General features: G+C 70.4%; 20 protein-coding genes. 8 read left to right on the top strand and 12 right to left on the bottom strand.

What is annotated here, in order from left to right; genetic code table 11:
- The first annotated feature begins 201 nt into the window (after positions 1-201).
- The 7 genes from B7C62_27960 to B7C62_27990 all read left to right on the top strand — a co-directional run bounded on the left by B7C62_27960 (position 202) and on the right by B7C62_27990 (position 5,867).
- Complete coding sequence (locus B7C62_27960; protein ARF75661.1) at positions 202-1,002, top strand: hypothetical protein; 801 nt, start codon at positions 202-204, stop codon at positions 1,000-1,002.
- A 158-nt stretch (positions 1,003-1,160) separates the two neighbouring features.
- Positions 1,161-2,642, top strand: coding sequence for a ribosomal protein S12 methylthiotransferase RimO (locus tag B7C62_27965; protein ID ARF75662.1), 1,482 nt, complete (start codon positions 1,161-1,163; stop codon positions 2,640-2,642).
- Entirely contained in the window at positions 2,639-3,568 is a 930-nt protein-coding gene (locus B7C62_27970; GenBank protein ARF75663.1) for a CDP-diacylglycerol--glycerol-3-phosphate 3-phosphatidyltransferase, read from the top strand. Before B7C62_27965 ends, B7C62_27970 begins: the two co-directional genes overlap by 4 nt.
- Positions 3,565-4,074 (top strand): damage-inducible protein CinA, encoded by a 510-nt coding sequence (locus B7C62_27975; GenBank protein ID ARF75664.1) that lies wholly within the window; start codon positions 3,565-3,567, stop codon positions 4,072-4,074. Before B7C62_27970 ends, B7C62_27975 begins: the two co-directional genes overlap by 4 nt.
- Positions 4,075-4,183: 109 nt before the next feature.
- Entirely contained in the window at positions 4,184-4,567 is a 384-nt protein-coding gene (locus B7C62_27980; protein ARF75665.1) for a transcriptional regulator, read from the top strand.
- A gap of 234 nt (positions 4,568-4,801) precedes the next feature.
- Complete coding sequence (locus tag B7C62_27985; GenBank protein ARF75666.1) at positions 4,802-5,272, top strand: DNA starvation/stationary phase protection protein; 471 nt, start codon at positions 4,802-4,804, stop codon at positions 5,270-5,272.
- Positions 5,273-5,564: 292 nt separating this feature from the next.
- Positions 5,565-5,867 (top strand): hypothetical protein, encoded by a 303-nt coding sequence (locus B7C62_27990; GenBank protein ID ARF75667.1) that lies wholly within the window; start codon positions 5,565-5,567, stop codon positions 5,865-5,867.
- Positions 5,868-6,199: 332 nt separating this feature from the next.
- Here the strand turns inward: B7C62_27990 and B7C62_27995 are convergent, their stop codons facing one another.
- Positions 6,200-6,409, bottom strand: coding sequence for a hypothetical protein (locus tag B7C62_27995; protein ID ARF75668.1), 210 nt, complete (start codon positions 6,407-6,409; stop codon positions 6,200-6,202).
- Between the two features lie 101 nt (positions 6,410-6,510).
- Complete coding sequence (locus tag B7C62_28000) at positions 6,511-7,695, bottom strand: transcriptional regulator (GenBank protein ID ARF75669.1); 1,185 nt, start codon at positions 7,693-7,695, stop codon at positions 6,511-6,513.
- Positions 7,696-7,828: 133 nt separating this feature from the next.
- Between B7C62_28000 and B7C62_28005 the strand changes: the two genes are divergently transcribed.
- A complete protein-coding gene (locus tag B7C62_28005; protein ARF75670.1) occupies positions 7,829-8,026 on the top strand; it encodes a hypothetical protein in 198 nt (65 codons plus the stop codon).
- Between the two features lie 87 nt (positions 8,027-8,113).
- Here the strand turns inward: B7C62_28005 and B7C62_28010 are convergent, their stop codons facing one another.
- From B7C62_28010 to B7C62_28055, 10 genes are all read right to left on the bottom strand, one after another.
- Positions 8,114-8,386, bottom strand: coding sequence for a hypothetical protein (locus B7C62_28010; GenBank protein ID ARF75671.1), 273 nt, complete (start codon positions 8,384-8,386; stop codon positions 8,114-8,116).
- Positions 8,386-8,811 (bottom strand): hypothetical protein, encoded by a 426-nt coding sequence (locus B7C62_28015; GenBank protein ARF75672.1) that lies wholly within the window; start codon positions 8,809-8,811, stop codon positions 8,386-8,388. The genes B7C62_28010 and B7C62_28015 overlap by 1 nt, the downstream gene beginning before the upstream one ends.
- Entirely contained in the window at positions 8,811-9,011 is a 201-nt protein-coding gene (locus tag B7C62_28020; GenBank protein ID ARF77403.1) for a hypothetical protein, read from the bottom strand. Before B7C62_28020 ends, B7C62_28015 begins: the two co-directional genes overlap by 1 nt.
- The gene (locus tag B7C62_28025; GenBank protein ID ARF75673.1) at positions 9,011-9,748 is read right to left on the bottom strand and encodes an N-acetylmuramoyl-L-alanine amidase; all 738 of its coding nucleotides are present in this window, start codon (positions 9,746-9,748) and stop codon (positions 9,011-9,013) included. Before B7C62_28025 ends, B7C62_28020 begins: the two co-directional genes overlap by 1 nt.
- Before the next feature lie 65 nt (positions 9,749-9,813).
- Positions 9,814-10,311: a hypothetical protein gene (locus B7C62_28030; GenBank protein ID ARF75674.1), complete on the bottom strand. Its 498-nt coding sequence runs from the start codon at positions 10,309-10,311 to the stop codon at positions 9,814-9,816.
- Positions 10,312-10,321: 10 nt separating this feature from the next.
- Complete coding sequence (locus B7C62_28035; protein ARF75675.1) at positions 10,322-10,819, bottom strand: hypothetical protein; 498 nt, start codon at positions 10,817-10,819, stop codon at positions 10,322-10,324.
- The gene (locus B7C62_28040; protein ARF75676.1) at positions 10,816-11,277 is read right to left on the bottom strand and encodes a hypothetical protein; all 462 of its coding nucleotides are present in this window, start codon (positions 11,275-11,277) and stop codon (positions 10,816-10,818) included. Before B7C62_28040 ends, B7C62_28035 begins: the two co-directional genes overlap by 4 nt.
- 10 nt (positions 11,278-11,287) lie before the next feature.
- Positions 11,288-13,747, bottom strand: a complete 2,460-nt coding sequence (locus B7C62_28045; GenBank protein ARF75677.1) for a hypothetical protein — start codon at positions 13,745-13,747, stop codon at positions 11,288-11,290.
- Between the two features lie 3 nt (positions 13,748-13,750).
- Positions 13,751-17,518: a hypothetical protein gene (locus B7C62_28050; GenBank protein ID ARF75678.1), complete on the bottom strand. Its 3,768-nt coding sequence runs from the start codon at positions 17,516-17,518 to the stop codon at positions 13,751-13,753.
- Positions 17,519-17,645: 127 nt separating this feature from the next.
- A complete protein-coding gene (locus B7C62_28055; protein ARF75679.1) occupies positions 17,646-18,161 on the bottom strand; it encodes a hypothetical protein in 516 nt (171 codons plus the stop codon).
- Positions 18,162-18,169: the final 8 nt, after the last annotated feature.

Consider the following 18,169-nt stretch of genomic DNA (forward strand, 5'->3'; position numbering starts at 1 on the left):
CCCCACCCTGTTCGGCCCACTCCAGGTTGCCCAGTCCCCGATCGGGGCAGGGTCCCGCTCCCGCTCCGCCCGCGGAGAGGTCCGCGGGGCCGTCCGGCGAGCCCGATGGCGTACAAAGTCGTGCCTCCCGGTTGCCCCTCCCTTTCGTACCCCCCCTAGACTGAACATCCAGCAGGTGGCTCACGCTCGAAAGGCGCCCCCGTGTCCATCGGCAACTCCCCCGAAGACGACCGGCCTTCGATCGGTCGTGCCCTTCAGCAGGCTCGTATCGCCGCAGGTCTGACGGTCGAGGAAGTCAGCAGCTCCACCCGGGTGCGCATCCCCATCGTGCACGCGATCGAGGAGGACGACTTCTCGCGCTGCGGCGGCGACGTCTACGCACGCGGCCACATCCGCAACATCGCCCGTGCCGTCGGCATCGACCCGGAACCCCTGGTCGAGCGGTACGACGGTGATCACGGCGGCCGTCCCGCACCGACCCCCGCGGCCCCGCTGTTCGAAGCGGAGCGCATCCGTTCCGAACCGCGTCGGCCCAACTGGACCGCGGCCATGGTCGCGGCCATCGTCGCCGTGATCGGCTTCGTCGGCTTCACCCTCTTCAACGGCGGCGACGACAAGCCCTCGAACACCGCCCAGGTCGCGGAGGGCTCCAAGCCCGACAAGACCGCGGCCAAACCCTCCACCACCAAGCCGGCCGCGCCCCCGGTGCCGTCCGAGAGTGCCATCGCCGCAGCCCCCCGGGACAAGGTGACGGTCAAGCTCGGCGCGAACCAGGGCAAGAGCTGGATCTCCGTCAAGGACCACAACGGTCGGCTGCTCTTCGACGGGCTGCTGCTCGAGGGTGAGTCCAAGACCTTCCAGGACAAGGAGCGCATCGACCTCGTCCTCGGCAACGCCGGGGCGATCGAGCTCTTCGTCAACGGGAAGAAGCTCCAGGACCGCTTCGAGCCGGGTCAGGTCGAGCGGCTCTCGTACACCAAGGGTGACCCCGAGGCCGGCTGACCCCGCACCTCCTCACCGCGCCGACGGGCGCCCGGCCTGATGCCGGGCGCCCGTCGGCGTTTCCGGCGGGGCTCCCGCCTGTTACTCCCCGTAGCAGAGGAGAGCGCAGGCAACCCTGCACGGCGGGAGGGCCGCCGGGACAAAGTAGTCTTGAGTCCATGCCCGAACGCCGTACCGTCGCCCTTGTCACTCTTGGCTGCGCCCGTAACGAGGTGGACTCGGAGGAGCTTGCAGGCCGCTTGGCAGCGGACGGCTGGGACCTCGTCGAGGATGCCTCCGACGCGGATGTCGCAGTCGTCAACACCTGTGGGTTCGTCGAAGCCGCCAAGAAGGACTCCGTCGACGCCCTGCTCGAAGCCAATGATCTCAAGGACCACGGCCGCACCCAGGCCGTGGTCGCCGTCGGCTGCATGGCCGAGCGCTACGGCAAGGACCTCGCCGAGGCCCTGCCGGAGGCGGACGGCGTCCTCGGGTTCGACGACTACGCCGACATCTCCGACCGGCTCCAGACCATCCTCAACGGCGGCATCCACGCCTCGCACACCCCGCGCGACCGCCGCAAGCTGCTGCCGATCAGCCCCGCCGAGCGCCAGTCCGCCGCCGTCTCCCTGCCGGGCCACGCCCAGGAGGCGCCCGCACCGGCCCCCGCGGACCTGCCGGAAGGCGTCGCCCCGGTCTCCGGACCGCGTGCCCCGCTGCGCCGCAGGCTCGGCACCAGCCCCGTCGCGTCGGTCAAGCTCGCCTCCGGCTGCGACCGCCGCTGCTCCTTCTGCGCCATCCCCTCCTTCCGCGGCTCCTTCATCTCCCGCCGCCCCTCGGACGTGCTCCAGGAGACCCGCTGGCTGGCCGAGCAGGGCGTCAAGGAGGTCATGCTCGTCTCCGAGAACAACACCTCCTACGGCAAGGACCTCGGCGACATCCGCCTGCTGGAGACCCTGCTGCCCGAGCTGGCCGACGTGGACGGCATCGAGCGCGTCCGCGTCAGCTACCTCCAGCCCGCCGAGATGCGCCCCGGCCTCATCGACGTCCTCACCTCGACGCCGAAGGTCGCCCCGTACTTCGACCTCTCCTTCCAGCACTCCGCCCCCGGCGTGCTGCGCGCGATGCGCCGCTTCGGTGACACCGACCGCTTCCTGGAGCTGCTGGACACCATCCGGAGCAAGGCCCCCGAGGCCGGCGCGCGCTCCAACTTCATCGTCGGCTTCCCCGGCGAGACCGAGGCCGACCTCGCCGAGCTGGAACGCTTCCTCACCGGCGCCCGCCTCGACGCCATCGGCGTCTTCGGCTACTCCGACGAGGAGGGCACCGAGGCCCTCGGCTACGAGAACAAGCTCGACGCCGACACCATCGCCGAGCGCCTCGCCCACATCTCCCAGCTGGCCGAGGAGCTGACCTCGCAGCGCGCCGAGGAGCGCGTCGGGGAGACCCTCCAGGTGCTCGTGGAGTCCGTCGAGTCGGACGAGGACGGCGAGGTCGCGATCGGCCGCGCCGCACACCAGGCCCCCGAAACGGACGGCCAGGTGGTCTTCACCACACGCGAGGGACTCGTGCCGGGCCGTATGGTCGAGGCAAAGGCAGTGGGCACCGAGGGCGTGGACCTGGTGGCCGAACACCACGAGCTTGCGGAGGCAGCCAGATGACGGGAGTCCCGGCAGCCGCGACAGGCGGTCCCGGCGCGAAGCCGGTCCGCGGCGGCAAGCTGGGCACCGCGGCCGTCAACCAGGCCAGCCTGTGGAACATCGCGAACATCCTGACCATGGTGCGGCTGCTGCTCGTGCCCGGCTTCGTCCTGCTGCTGTTCCACAACGGCGGGTACGACCCGGCCTGGCGCTCCTTCGCCTGGGCGGCCTTCGCCATCGCCATGATCACCGACCTCTTCGACGGTCATCTGGCCCGGACGTACAACCTGGTCACGGACTTCGGGAAGATCGCCGACCCGATCGCCGACAAAGCGATCATGGGTGCCGCGCTGATCTCCCTGTCGATTCTGGGCGATCTCCCGTGGTGGATCACCGGGGTGATCCTCGCCCGTGAGCTGGGCATCACGCTGATGCGGTTCTGGGTGATCCGGCACGCGGTGATCCCGGCCAGCCGGGGCGGAAAGCTGAAGACCCTGGCCCAGGGCACGGCGGCCGGAATGTACGTCCTGATGCTCACGGGGCCGCTGGCCACCCTGCGGTTCTGGGTGATGATGGTGGCCGTCGTCCTGACGGTCGTGACCGGGCTCGACTACGTACGCCAGGCCGTCGTCCTGAGGCGCAGGAGCCTCGCCGCCGAGCGCGCGGCGGTGGGCCGGACCACGGAGGCGCTCCAGGAGGCGGCGGGGTCGCCCGGGGCGGCTGGTGGTTCCGGGGCCGGTGGTGCTTCCGGTGTTGCCGGTGGTGCCGCTGGAGGGGTTTCCTCCGGTGTGGGTGGTGCTGCTGGTGGGTCCGGTGTCGGTGTTACGGATGCTGATGCCGGTGTCACGGGTGTGGGGGTTACGGGGGCGACCGCGGGTCTCCCCGGAGGTCCGGCGCCGACGGGGCCGGCCGTGAGTGCGCGCGACGGCGCGGAGGCCGAGCGGTGACAGCCGCTGCCCGGGTGCTGGGGCGGCTCGGTGAGCTCGGGGAGACGCTCGCCGTCGCCGAATCACTGACGGGCGGCCTGGTGGCGGCCGAACTGACTTCCGTACCCGGAGCCTCGCGGTCCTTCCTGGGCTCGGTGACGGCGTATGCCACGCCCCTCAAGGGAGAGATCCTGGGCGTGGACACGGACCTCCTGACGCAGCGCGGCGCGGTCGATCCCGAGGTCGCGCGGCAGATGGCGGCCGGTGTGCGGCGCGCGCTCGGCGCGGACTGGGGCATCTCCACGACCGGCGTCGCGGGCCCGGAACCGCAGGACGGACAGCCCGTCGGAACGGTCTACGTTGCCGTTGCGGGACCTTCCGGCGTCGAGAAAGTGTCCGCACTGCGGTTGAATGGTTCGAGGGCGGACATCCGTAGAGAGAGTGTACGAAGCGCCCTCGATCTGCTCGTGAGCGAACTCGGTGGAAATGCGCGGGCACAGGATACGGAACAGATCGGGGGGAATTGATGTTTGCAGCCCTGAGTGAACACGACATCGCTCCCCGCACGGCCGCAGCACAAGGCGGTACGGTAGGGCGTGAAGGATGCGGCTACGCGGTCCGAGGAGGGAGCCACCGATGATTCTGCTCCGTCGCCTGTTGGGTGACGTGCTGCGTCGGCAGCGCCAGCGCCAAGGCCGTACTCTGCGCGAAGTCTCCTCGTCCGCCCGGGTCTCGCTCGGTTATCTGTCCGAGGTGGAGCGGGGGCAGAAGGAGGCATCCTCCGAGCTGCTCTCCGCGATTTGCGACGCGCTTGACGTACGGATGTCCGAGCTCATGCGGGAAGTGAGCGACGAGCTCTCGCTCGCTGAGCTGGCCGAGTCGGCAGCTGCCAGTGATCCGGTCCCAGTACCGGTTCGTCCCATGCTCAATTCCGTCTCCGTCTCGTCGGTCGCAGGAGTGCCGTCGGGACGGGTGACCATCAAGGCGCCCGCGGAAGCGGTGGACGTCGTCGCCGCCTGATCCATCACGCGGCACCGTGCTCGACCGGAGTCCCGGTCGGCCCCCACAGGGGTCGGCCGGGACTTTCGTTTTCCGTGCGGGCGGTGTGTGTGAGGCGCCGGAGAGCGGGCAGACGGAGGTTGAGGCCAACATGACTGTTTTGTTTCATTTGTGCCATCGTGGGTGGTGCGCCGAAACGGTCAGCGAAACGCCTGACGACGGTCAGCAGTACGCCTGACGGATGGGAGTGTTTGCATGTCTGTGGTGAAGAGCCCACTGTCCGAGAGCGACCTCAAGCTCGTCGGAGAAGCGCTGCAGGGCGCGCTGGTCGATCTGGTCGACCTCTCCCTCGTGGCGAAGCAGGTCCACTGGAACGTGGTCGGCCCGCGCTTCCGGTCCGTGCACCTCCAGCTCGACGACGTGGTCGTCACGGCCCGGCAGCACTCCGACACGGTCGCCGAGCGCGCCTCGGCGATCGGGGTCAACCCGGACGGCCGCTCCGCGACCGTGGCCAAGGAGACCGCCATCCGGTCCGTCCCCGAGGGCTGGATCAAGGACACCGACGCCGTGAAGGCGCTCGTGGACGCCCTGGGTGTGGTCATCGGCCGGATGCGGGAGCGCATCGAGGTGACCGACGAGCCGGACCCCATCACCCAGGACATCCTGATCTCACTGACGGCAGACCTCGAAAAGCACGCCTGGATGTTCCAGGCCGAGTCTGCATGACCAGGTCAAGGGGCTAGGGCGGGTCTGACCTGGGAACTAACACATCCCGTGGCATCCCGAGACGTCCGGAGGTAGCCCGTAGTCATACGGAAGAACTCCGGAATCCGGACCCCGACCGGAAGGATTCCGGAACGCGATCCGGCCCCTGACCACTGGAACAACACAGCACGACGTCACAGAAAGAAGCCCGGCCCGGCACCCGCGAGATGGGGTGCCGGGCCGGGCTGTGTGCGCGGTCAAAAAGCGACCGTTTAGGTACTGACTCATGATCATTCGCGATCAACGGTGAGCTGTGCCCCTCCGAAGAACAGCGCCACCCACCTGGGCCATCGACCGCCGCCGCCTCCTCGGTATCCGAATCGCCGAAGCCCGCCGCGCAGCCGCCCTCTCTCAAGAGCAACTCGGCGACCTCGTTGGCGTCGAGCGCCGTACCATCCAGCGGTACGAAGCCGGGAACCGCGACCCCAGATACACCGACCTTCTCCTCATCGCGCGAGCCTTAGGGGCGCCGCTCGCCGAGCTTGTACGGGAGGAGGAGCGGCCCCCGCTCCGGCGCGAGGAGCAGGGGCCGCCGTCAGGCCCGCCCGCACCGTGACCACCGCCGGTCTCCGGTACGGGCAGGAGCATCACCAGCCGCGGCCCACCGGATACGGGGCCGGGCTGGACCGGGGGCGCCGGCACAGCACACGGTGCACGATCGCCGTACCACCGCCCCCGGACCCGGCGTGGACGGGGAGGCGCTCCTCCTGACCCGGCAAGATCGGCCGGTCGCAGCGCGCACACCTCATCGGCGTGCCTCCCGCCAGGCGCGGCCGAGCCGTACGGCCGTCGGGCACGAAGCGCCCGCCCTGCACGTCGCACAGGTGGTGGTGTGCCCTATCCACGCCCGGTACGCCACGTCGCCGGTCGGCTCGACCCTGATCGTCTTCACGGGCGGTGCCCCTTCCAGCAGGTGTTGCAGCAGCGGGGAAACCAGCGGACGGCCGACCCGAACACGGTGAGCAGGCGAGGTCCGAGGTCCCGGGCGGCGGCGTTGCTGAGCGGTGCCGCGCACCACACGCAGTTCGCCCCGCGCTGCTGCTCGGCTGACAACGACTCGGGATCGGGCAGGGGTAACTCGGGCGCAGGCGCGGTCATGGTCGGCTCCATGTCAGTGGCTGGTGACCACATGGTGGAGCCATGGGAAAGCCCCGACTATCACCATCCCGTGATAGTCGGGGCCAAGGGTTCACCCAGGGTCAGGCGCCCAGCCAGGACCCGAAGCTGAGGAAGGTCTCCGGTAGCTGGCGCTTGGCCGCCTCCAGCCCGGTGTACGTCTCCCGTACGGTCTGGTGGTACCTCGCCTGCTGCGGCGCGATCCGGCGAGCCAGCAGCAGATTCCGGAAGCTGTCGTCGAGCGAGCCGTCCCACATCTGCGCCCGCGCCAGCTCGGCGTAGTGGTGCGACCGCCGGGAGGCGGGCCAGTCCTTCGGGAGCTTCACCGTCCGGCCGATCTGCGCGGCCTGCCCGTACTCGTCCAGCTCGGCCAGCACGCTGACCCGGTGGACCGCCACGTTCGTTGGGCCGAAGGACAGCCAGTGCACGCCGCTCGCGTCCCCGGTCAGCTGCGCGATGCGGTCCGCCTCGTCGAGGTGCTCGTCCGCGTCGCCCCCATTCTGGGCCCGCCCGGCCATCACGGCCGCGCCGAGGTGCAGCTGCCCGGTGAGGACATCCCGCTCCCGGCCCGCCTCCGCCTGGCCCAGGACCGTCAGGCCCATGCGGATCAGCCGGTCCCCGGTGCGGTACTGGCCGGCGCGCAGGTAGGTCAGCGCGCGCATGTACCGGTACATGCCGCCGATGACCGCGTCCGACCCGCGCTCGGCCGCCCACTCCATCCGGGACAGGCCGATCGTCGCGAGGTCGTGGTAGCCCAGCTTCGACGTGACGTCGTACGCGGTGCGGTAGTACGAGGCGAGGAGCAGCCACCCCTCGGTGGTGTCGGCCGTGTGCGCGGCGGTGGTGGCCTCGATGATGAGCCCGGGTAGCTGGCTGGCGACCTGCTTGATCTCCCCGGCGCGGACCGCGCCGAGCAGCTGCTCGGCATCGTCCTGAAGGAGCCGGAGCGGGCGCGGTGCCACGTCGGGGTCGGCCCCGAGGTCGTAGACGTCCAGGGCCTCACGGATCGGCTGGATCAGTATGTCCAGCTCATCAGCCCGCAGCTCGGTCACGTACGGCTGCCCGGTCACCGTGGCCACGTCGACCCGCAGAGCGCGGGCAACGGACGCGATCAGGTGCGGGCTCGCGGGCAGGACGCCCTGCTCGGTCTTGGTGAGGGTGGAGTAGGGGACCTGGGACAGGTCGGAAAGTGCCCTCTGGGTGAGGTGCCTCTCCAGTCGGAGGCGCTTGATGCGTGCGCCGGTGTGGCCATGGGGCAGAGCGTGCATACTGAACTCCGTTCTGACTCGACACCAGAACGGTACCCGCCGTCGGCTCGGCCGGTACCTCGATGGCCCCGCCCTCCCTACGACGGCGGGGCCATCGCACTCCCCGGGGGCGCCCCGCCGTAGGATTTCGGCCATGGCTGACATCGACATCCCGCCGCACTTGATCGCCCTGGAGTCCACCGCCTGGGCGGAGCAGCAGGTGGGCGCGCTGACCGTGGCGACGGCGGACGCGGTGCAGCGGGCCGTACGGGAGCACGCCGCCGAGGCCGGGCTGTCCCGGTACGAGCTGGAGATGGCGGTCAAGCGGGCCGTACGGCACCCGGAGGGGTGATCGCTTTGCGGGTGCCCGCAAAGCGATCACCCTACAGGTCAGGGCATGACGAAAGCCCCCACCGCCGCGAGGGCAGTGGGGGCCAGGTCAGTGGTGCCAGGGTGTCAGGTCCAGCTCGGCCGGAGGCTCCGGCGGCGGACCTGCTGGAGTAGACGGGCCGACGACCCGGGCCCAGCGCAGCAGGTCCAGCAGGTACCCGCCCTGTAGACGGCGCTGCACCCGCTCCTCTTTCAGCTCCCGGTCGAGCCGATCGGTGATCGCCGCGAAGTCCGACCGCCGGTTCGTGGCGCGCGACTGCGTCCACGTCAGGAAGCCCACGACCAGCGCAACCCCGGCCGCAGCCAGCGCCCCATAGTCCATCAGCGGTACCTCTTTCTCAGGTGCGACGGCAGCGGGTCCTCCATCCCCGACACCCACAGGATGCCGATCGCGAACGCTGCCCACCCGCAAGCCGAACCGGCCGCCTGCGGGTACGTGCCTATGGCCGACGTCGTGAACGCGGCCCCCCACAACGCCGCCGGAGCAGCGAGCGCCACGAATCCCGCCGCCTGCCACCGCGGGCAGGCGAGCAGCAGCCCAGCCACCACCGCGACCGCCCCGCACACCACCCACATCCAGCCCAGCATGTCGAGCGGCACGTACCGGGTGATGTGCGCCAGCCCGCGCGACGTCCCGTACCGCGGGTTGTTGATGATGCCGATCCCGCCGTACCCCGCCCAGCCCAGCCCGATCGTGATGAGGAAGGCGCGGCGCAGCGACCTGACCGGGCGGGGTACGGCCCGCATCAGAGCCCCTGACCCGGCGTCACCCGGTCCGGCTGCCGGTTCGGTACGGCGTAGGTGATGCCCAGAGCGCCGAGCACGGCCAGGACGATCGTCACCGTCTCCCCGCTCGTGACGACCTGGTCCTGCACCGCCGTCACCGCCGCGGTCGCCCCAGCGGCGAGCCCGGCGACGATGGCCTTCGCGAAGCTGCTGATCCTGATCATGTGGTCCTCTTTTCCAGCGCGGTGACGCGCTTCTCCAGAGCGGTGATCCGCTCGTCCGTGGTGGGGGGCTTCGGCGCCGGGGGCTTGGGCGCGGGCGGCTTCGGCGCGCTCGGGGACCAGCTGGCCGGGTGCTTGAGCCGCTCGGCGACGTCCTTCCGGACTGCGTCCATCCCGCCGGGCAGGCCGCGCGGGTCGATCTTCCCCGGCTGCCACTCGGCATGCCCGATCACGGAGGTGTCCCCGCCGCGGCCCCAGCGGTGCGCGCGCAGCACCGCGGCCGACGCCCGCACGATCGCCTCCCGCTGAGCCGTCGGCCACGGGTCCTTCCCGTCGCCGAGGTTCTCGCACTCGAAGCCGTAGAAGTGCCGGTTGCCGTCGGTGTTCGCCTCGTTGTCGACGGGCAGCGCCTTCTCGGCGATGACCGCGCGCAGCACGTCGCCGTCACCGGACCCGGCATGGTTGGTGCGCCCGTACCCGACGAGGTGCACCGTCCCGTCCTTCGCGATCACCCCGTGGCACAGCGGCCCGGGCAGGGTGCTGTGCCCGTTGCGGCACAGGGCCACCGTCGACGCGGTGCCCTTCGTGACGGTGTGATGGATCATCACCCCGTGCACCGGCCCCCACGCCCCCTTGCTGTTGCGGTTATGGGTCCGCCAGTTGCCGACCTCGACGACCTTCACGCCCTCGGCGCGCAGGGCCGCGAGGAAATCGGCGGCGGACAGCGGTACGGCCATGAGGCCCTCCAGACATGCAGAAGCCCCGTGCCGTGTGGCGCGGGGCAGGGACGATTCAGCAGGGGTCAGGCAGGCGGGGCGGGGACGTAGCGGCGGACGACGAGCTGCCCGTACCCCTGATCCACACGGACGGTCTCGCCCGGGGCCGGGGACGTGCGGAACGCCGCCGCCTGAAACGCGACCATCACCCTGTGCCCCGGCGGCCAGTCCTCCGGGACCACCCACCATGCGCCCATGTGCAGCGGCATGTGATGCCGGTTCGGGGTGCAGTTGTCCGCGAGGTGCGGGGCTATCCGGGTCCACGGCCGCTCGGCCACCGGAACCGCAGGCTCCACGTCCACGTCGTACACCCACAGGTGGACGCCGACGCCGATCACCCGGCCCGTGTCGTTGGTGATCTGTGCCCGGGCCGACACGTCCAGGGCGTCACCCGGGTTCACCGGCACAGCGGTCCGCAGCAGCACCCGGCGGGTCGACGACGTGCCCACCGGAAGGGCGAGGAGACGCAGGTCGTCGGTGGCGTCGACCTGGGCGAGGAGCCAGGCGGGGGCGGTGGTGGTCATGAGGCTCCGATCAGGTGGCGGACTGGTAGGTCAGCGACAGGCGCAACGACGTGCCAGCAGCGTGGGTCTCCGGGCTGGTGGCCTGCATGTTCGCCGCCCGGGTGTTCGTCGTCGACGCGGGGAACTGCAAGTTGATCGCGGTGGTGTTGGCGGACAGGTTGCAGATCCCGGCCCACGTGTCGGTCCCGGCCAACCTCGCGGCGCCGACGAAGGCGACGCCGATGTTGGCCGAGGTGAACGGGGCAGCGATGCTGTACGCCCCGGTGCCCCAGGTGGTGGTGGACCCGCCGACGAGGAGGATCGAGACGTGGACGGTGCGGCCGATCTTCATGTACCGGCCGGTGATCGACCCGTTGCCGAGGGCCGGGTTCGTTCCGGACGACGTCCACGCCGGGGTGTACGCCGTCCACACGTCGAACATGCTGTTGAGCTGGTCGCGGATCTCCTGGTTGAGCATGGCCGCGGTGACGGTTTCCCCGGCGTTCCAGGTGCGTGGTGCGAACGTCACGGCTCCTCCTCCGGGTCGGGCTCCGACGGCGGCTCCCAGGCCGGGTTGCGCGGGTCGTCCTCGTGCCACCAGAACCGGCGCGGCAGGGCGAGTGCCTCCGCCTCGGCCGCATCCGTGTCGTCGGGCAGGAGCAGCGGCACCCAGGCCCGCTTGCACGTCGTCTCCACACACCCGAACCGGGGGTCCGCCACGGACACGATCCACGCGGACTTGCAGGCGTCGCACTCGGCGAGCCACCGCCCGTCATCGATCCGGGCATACAGCCCCGGGTGGTCCGGGACCGTGCCGGTCGGGACGGGAAGGCGCCGCGACAGGCGGTACTCGGCCCACCGGTAGATCAGCTCGGCCCCGGGAACCTGCGACCAGTCGTGCGGCGGCTGACCGGGCCTGGGCGGAGGCGGGGGGAGGTAGTAGGTTTCCGCGCGCACGATCGCGGCGGGCAGAGCGGTGGTGGCCACGGGGCCCCTTTCAGTAAGCGAGGCGGGTGGTGTGGTCGAGCTGGGAGTACACCGGGTCCCCGAGGACCCACACGCTGTCCCTGCTGGACTCCGACGTGCGGAACTGGATCATGTGCCGGGCCTCGGTGATCGTCTCGGTGTAGCCCTCGACGGTGACGCGCAGCTCGGTGGCCGGGGCCTGGGCGGGCAGGCCGGTCACGGTGAAGCAACTACTGATGTCGGCGCCGAGGATGCTGAGGAAAGCGGGCAGGGTCGCCGCGTCGATCGGCACCTCCCGCAGCTCCGGGGCGGGGTTGGCGTACCGCATGACCCGCCACATCGCGGAGTCCAGCACCGACAGATCACTGGTCTTGATCAGGGTCATCGACTCGGGGTACGGCCCAAACGCGAACACCGAAGACGCGGCCCGCACCGTCTGCGTCGCCCCGCCCGGCCTGCTCGCCTCGACCTCGTTGACCAGCTTCTGGTCGTCGTCGGCGAGCATCGCGCCCGGCTCCAGATCCGCCCACGCAATCGTGAACGCGTCATTGCCCGGGGACGGGTTGTACCGCAGGTCACGGGACTGGTACGCCAGTCCCAGGTAGTCCCGGCGGGCGTAGAGCTTCCCGGACTCGGTGGACTCCACCTCACGCATCCGGGCGACCACCGTCGACCCGCCCGGGCCTTGCGACGCCATCGCGTCATGCGTCGACCCGAGCACGGTGACCGCCGTGTCGAGTCCCGCGTACCGGGCGAGGCGCTCCATCCGCCAGTCCGCCGACTCCCCAGCGAACCCGGTCATCGCACCGTAGGTCTGGGAGTACAGGGCGCCGAGCGGACCGGTCGCCAGGTGGATCGACACCTGCGCGATCTGCCCGGAGAAAAGCCTGCCGCCCCGGTACCCGCCGACGTACAGGGTCCGGTACCCGGCGGACCCCCACGCCAGCAGCGACCCCCCGTAGCTCGTCCCGTCCACGTACACCCGCTTGTGCGCCTGGTCGTAGACGAGGTGATGCCACACCCCGTCGGCCAGGTTCGGGGTGGTCGTCGTCGTGATTGACAGTGGCGGCCCGGACTCCGTCGACTCGATCACGAGCACCCCGGACCCGTTGAGGGCGAGGACGGTCTGATGGTCCAGGGACGGGTCATGGATGCCGAGCAGCACCCGGCCGGGCGTGCTGGTCTTGAACCACACCTGGTAGTGGGGCAACCAGTCCGTGCTGTCGGCGGCGAACTGGGGCCCGACGTCGGCGACGAGGTACTTCCCGGCCGACGCGGATGCCGGGGTCATCGTCACCCCGGTCTCCCCGGTCTCGGGCACCCCCTCACTCCCGAACTCCAGGGCGCCGCCGCTGCCGACCTGGGTGACGGTCAGCGGGCCGGGGCTACAGTGGCCCGCCACATCCCCGGCCGCCGCCGACCCGGCATCCTCAGACAGCGGGTAGTACACCTCCAGGAACGTGAAGATCCCCGCCAGGGTGTGACGGGTCAGCACCTCCATCCCCAGCATGCTGCGCATGGTCGGCTGCTTGTTCAGCCACTTGAACAGGTCCGTCGCCGAGATCGACACGGAACTCGCGAGCCCCTCCCACGCCACCGGCCACTCGTTCACCACCCCCCAGAAACGGGGGCGGGCGATCCCGCCGAGCAGGTCAAGCTCAGCCGGGTCCGAGCTGCCACCAGTCCGGGACGCCGCCAGCTCCACCTGCACCAGGTCCGTGCCCACCCACCCCGGGGTACTGATGCTGCGGCGGACCGTCCACGTCCACCCGTCCGGGCTGGTCTCCCACACCACCACACCGCTGACCTCGCGGATACGGACCCACGCGTGCTGAATCCAGTTGTATGAGATCGCCACCGGCGACGGGTCCGTACCGCCTACCTCGGACAGGGCACGCAGCTCGCCGGTCCCGGCGTGGTAGTACCAGCGGAACCGGGTCCCGCTGGTCGCGGAGTGCAGGTACAGGCTGAGCGACGCCACCGAAGAGCCCGCCAGGGCCGGGACCTTGGACAGCTTCACCGTGAAGGAGCTCCCGGTCAGCGTCCACTGCCGCTGGCTGGTGTACCGCGACACCACGCCCGGGACGAGCGGCAGCCGCAGCCTTCCCTCCGGGGTTTCCAGCGCGCCACCGGACGCGGTCCACAGCGTGGGGTCGGTGCGCTCGTCGTCGAAGTCGTCGGCGAGCTGCGCGAGCGGCCACGGCCCTGCCCCGGTCCGGGTGGGCATGACGACCTGCGTCACCCGGATCGGGGTATTGCGGCGGACGAACGGGAAGAACGGGCTATCCGCCCGCCCGGGGGTGAGGGCCCCGTCCTGGTTGTCCAGGGTCATCGTCATCGTCCCCGGTTGCGTCTCCGACAGCTCATCCGAGGCGCCCCGGGTGATCGTCACCCCCTGGACCATGTCGACCCGTGGCGTGATGTCCGTCCACGTGATCGACCAGGGGCGCTGGGCCAGACCACCCCACCCGGCCTCTACCAGAATCGGCACCGGTCACCCCACCTTCAGGGTCACGCCCGTGCCGTGTGTCCGGCCGAGCTGGAGCAGCATCTTCTGTACCTCGCGCGCCGCGGCGAGGGGGTCCAGGGACTGCACGGTGATGTGCGCCTGGATCACCTGACCTCCAGCCGACCCGCCCCCGGTGACTGCGGGGCGGCCGATGGCCGGGCGCATGTCCGCCATCCGCCCGGCGACCGCACCCATCGCCCGGTCCAGGACCGGCAGCGCATCGACCGCGCCCTTGGCGACACCCTCGGTGAAGTACCCGCCGGACACCGCCGCGACGGTGGACGGGCTCTTGATTCCGAGGGCTTTCCGGATCGCCTTGTCCATGGCTTTGGCGATCTTCAGCATCTGCTTCTCGATCGCCTTCTGCTGGGAGTCCAGCCCCTTCAGGTACCCCTTGCTCGCGTTCTTCCCGGCGTCGTACATGATGTCCGCGCCGGTCTTCCCCAGCGCGTCGGCGGACTTGTTGACCTTCCCCGCCAGGCTGTTGATGCCCTTGAAGGTGTTCGCGTCCGCCCCGGCCAGAGCCGACGCGTAGGCGTACCCCTGCTCCGGCCCCATGTCGTAGAGAATCTGCCTGAGCAGCGACTTGTTCAGGCCGCGCTTCGCGAGCATCTTCACGTACCGGGTGAACTGCTGAAGCTTCGCCAGCTTCTGCTGGAGCCCGCCCTTGATGGTCCCCGCTGACACCTCCTCCGGCTCCAGGCCCAGCCCGCCGAGCGACGCGTCCCGCTTCGCGGTCGCGGTGACGTCCTTCGCGAACGCCTTCGCCTGCGCGATCCGGGCGGCGATCTTGTCCCGCTGGGCCGCAAGCCGCTGAAGCTGGCCGTTCGACCTTGCGACCTGGGCGATCAGCCGGTCATCCGTACCGGTCTTCCGATCCCGGTACGCCGCCCGGATCAGAGCAGTCAGGCTCTTCGCCATCGCCGTGATCTGAGACCGGGACCCGGTCAGCCCAGCGATCAGCTTCTTGCCGGTCGCCAGGGCCAGCGCCGCCATCCGCTTCGCCTCGGCCTTAATCTCCGCCTGGCTCCGGCGCATCCCCTTCGCCAGACCCTGACCCGCCTGCTGGCCCTGCTTCGTCGTCTTCTTCGACGGCGACGCAATCTCCAACTCGGCCCGGACCCCGGCGGTGACCGCCGACGCCATCACCCGCGCCGACGCCTCCACCCCGGCAGCCGACCCGCGCATCCCGGACGACAGCCCGTCCGCCACAGCCCGACCAGCAGACGCCATACCCGCAGCAGACCCACCACCACGGACACCCGCACCCAGGTCCAGAGTCCCGTCGTTCACCGCCTTCATGAAGGCGACGCCGTACTTCGACACGGACTTCGCCTTGACCATGAACTCGCCGCGACTCGCCCAGATCGGCACCGAGTCCGACGTGCCCGTACCGGGCCCGTGGATGAGACCGCCCTCGGCCTTGAGCTGCGAACCGTGCGCACCGGCCCGCCGCGCGGCCCCGCCGTCCCCGACCACCACGTGCCGGGTGGTGACCGTGACGACCTTGTCCCGCAGCGTCGACAGGGCGTACTTCGCCTGCCCGATCTTCCGCTGCAAGTCGCCGATCTCCGCGCGGACCTTCGCCTGCCGGGAGTCCGGGACCGCCTTCAGCTTCGCCTTCGCGCTGCTGAGCTTCGCCTCCAGGTCCTCCAGGTTGCCCTTGAGCTTCGCCGTCTTGTCCGGGGTCCGCAGGATCTGATCCGCCAGCGCCTTCGCCTCGGACCGGTTCAGGCCCATCGCGTCGGCCGACCGGATCAGCGCCGCCCGGCCCCGGGCGTAGATCCCGTTGACCGTCTGCCACGACGCACCCGACTGCCGGGCCTGCGCCGCCGCCTCGTCGGTCTTCGCCGCAAGGTCGTTCAGCGCGGTCGCCGCCGTACGGGCCTTCTCGCTGTTGAGGTTGAGCTGCCCGCCAGACATGGACAGGGCGTCGCGGTTGCCCTTGATCGCAGCCGTCGCAGCATCGATCGCCGCCTCGAACCCGATCATCCCGCCCAGGCCCTGGCGCTGCGTGTCGTTCAGCGCGGCGATGCTCTGCCGTAGTCCGTCCGCGCTGGCCTTCTGCGCGTCGAGCTTCGTCTGCACAGCCAGCGCCTGCGCGCCGAACAGGCCCATCGCCTGCGCGGCCAACTCCTGCTCGAACTTCGCGTTGGCCAGCGCCTCGGTGTACTCGGTGAGCCTGCCCTTCAGCCCGGACGTCGAGTACCCGGCAGCCTCCATCTGCTCCTTGATGCGGGCCAGCCCGGCCGCCGCAAGGTCCGCCTTGCCGTTCGAGACGAGCGAGGCGAGGCTCTTGTCGAACGCCTCGAACTCCTTCTTCGCCTCCTTCAATCCGACGGGGCTCTTCTCGAACGCCTTGAAGAAGTCGGCGCCCTTCCCGGCCGATCCCATGACGTTGAGCGTGGCCAGCAGCCCCGACAAGTCCTTGCCGAAGACCCGGGCCATCTCGCCCGCGACCTTCCCCGAGTCCGCGAACCGGGCCAGCGACGACGTCATCTTGTCGACATCCGGCGGCGCGTCCCGCCCGATCTGGTTCAGCTCCATCAGCGCGATGACGAGCAGGCCGATACCCGTCCCCGCCGCAGCCAGCTTCGCGCCCCGGGACATGGTGCCGATCGCCGCCGTCACCGCAGCCAGCCGGGTCGGGGCCGCAGCCGCCGCCACCCGCATCGCCACCAGCGACGTCGCGAAGCCGGCCACCGCCGTACGGGCCGCCGCCATCCCGACGGCCGCGAGCTGCACCGCCTTGATCGCGAAAGCCAGCTGGAGCATCGTCGCGATGGCGTCGGGCGGTACGGCCGCCACGAGCTTGGCCAGTACGTTCACGACTTGGAGCATCCCGACGCCCACGTCGGACCCGGCCTGCAGCACATTGAGCAGCGCCCGACCCAGCTCCTTCACCGTGTCCGCCGCCGCCGGGCCGTTCTCCCGCGCGTAGGCCATGAACTCGCTGGCACCAGCCCCGACCTTGCCGTCCGAGTTCCGCATCAGCCCGACGAGCCCGTCGTTGACCTTGCGCAGGGTGCCGGTCGCGAACTGCTCGAACTTCGCATTGAGCCGGTCCAGGCCGGGTGACTGCATCCCGCCGGCCAGGATCGTCATCGTCCGGTCCAGCTCACGCGAGGTGCCCTTGACCAGCCCGGTCGTCTTCGGCAGCAGCGCGGTGAGGATCGCGAAGCTCTTGGTGACCGGGCTCAAGGTGTCCTTGGCCAGGCTGTCGGACCAGTCCGCGTACTCGTCCTTCAGCACCGACAGCGACGCCGCCGCCCGCCGGGTCGCCGGAGGCATGTCCGCGATGACCCGCTGGTACTCCACCTGCGCCGCGACCGCAGCCTGCGACGCCTTCCCGGACTTCTTGACCTCGTCGGTGTACTTCTTCTCCGCCTCGGTCGCCTCGGACATGGCGCCGATCTGCGGGCCCAGCGCCGCCGCATACGCCCCGGCAGCCACCGCCGCAGCCCCGACCGCCGGAGCGATCGGAGCCAGCGACGCCACCATCGGGATCGCCGCCGGGGCGAGGGTCATCAGAGAGCCGACGAGCTTGTCGACGGCCTTCGCGCCGATGTCGGTGTCCCGCCGCATCCCGGCCATGCGGTCTGTCGTCGTACGGCCGAGCCGGTTGATGGCGGTGCTGCTGTTCGTGGCGGCGGCGCTGATCCTGCGGTGCATCCGGGTCGCCGCGTCCCCGGCCCGGTCCAGGACACGGGACAGCTGGTCGCGGCCGTCGAGCAGGAACGTCAGCCGCGCCATCACTCACCTCCGGCTTCCTTGAGCTGCTGCTGGTGGGCGTCCATCCAGACGATGAGCGCGTAGAAGTCGTCCACCCGCTGGCCGTCCACCACCGTGGGCGGCATGTGCAGGAGGTGAGCGAACAGCCCTAGGAACTGGGCCCGGAGCTCGGCGACGTCTTCCTGGCAGAGGTCTTGCGCGCGGGTGCGGACGTCTCCGGCTGTGGCTGCGGCTCGGGGTCTTTTCCCGCCTCGGCCTCGGCCCGGCACTTCTCGATGTACGCCCGCGCGTGCTCCGGATCAGCAGCCGCCCCCGGCACCTCGTGCAGTGCCTCGACGACCTTCGCCGCCGTGATCTCCGAGTCGGCGTCCATGAGCCCGAACGCGCCGTCGACCCACGCTTCGACCTCGTCCCGGTCGTACCGGGAGACCATCTCCTCGACTCCCGGGTCGAACTCTCCGAAGCGGAGGGTGGGCTGGGCGCGCTTCTTCAGCACCCACACGACGCCGCGCATCGCGTCGAGATCCTCGTCGAGGATGCCCTCCTTCACGGCGGGCCACTTCATGTCCACGGTCCGCGCGACGATCGACGCCTCCGACGTCAGCAGGCTCTTCGCGTCGTACAGCTCGGGCTCCCCGCCAGCGGGGGTGTAGACGACGATCACAGGGGGCT

This window comes from Kitasatospora albolonga, from assembly GCA_002082585.1.
In the GTDB taxonomy this organism is placed as follows: Bacteria; Actinomycetota; Actinomycetes; order Streptomycetales; family Streptomycetaceae; genus Streptomyces; species Streptomyces stephensoniae.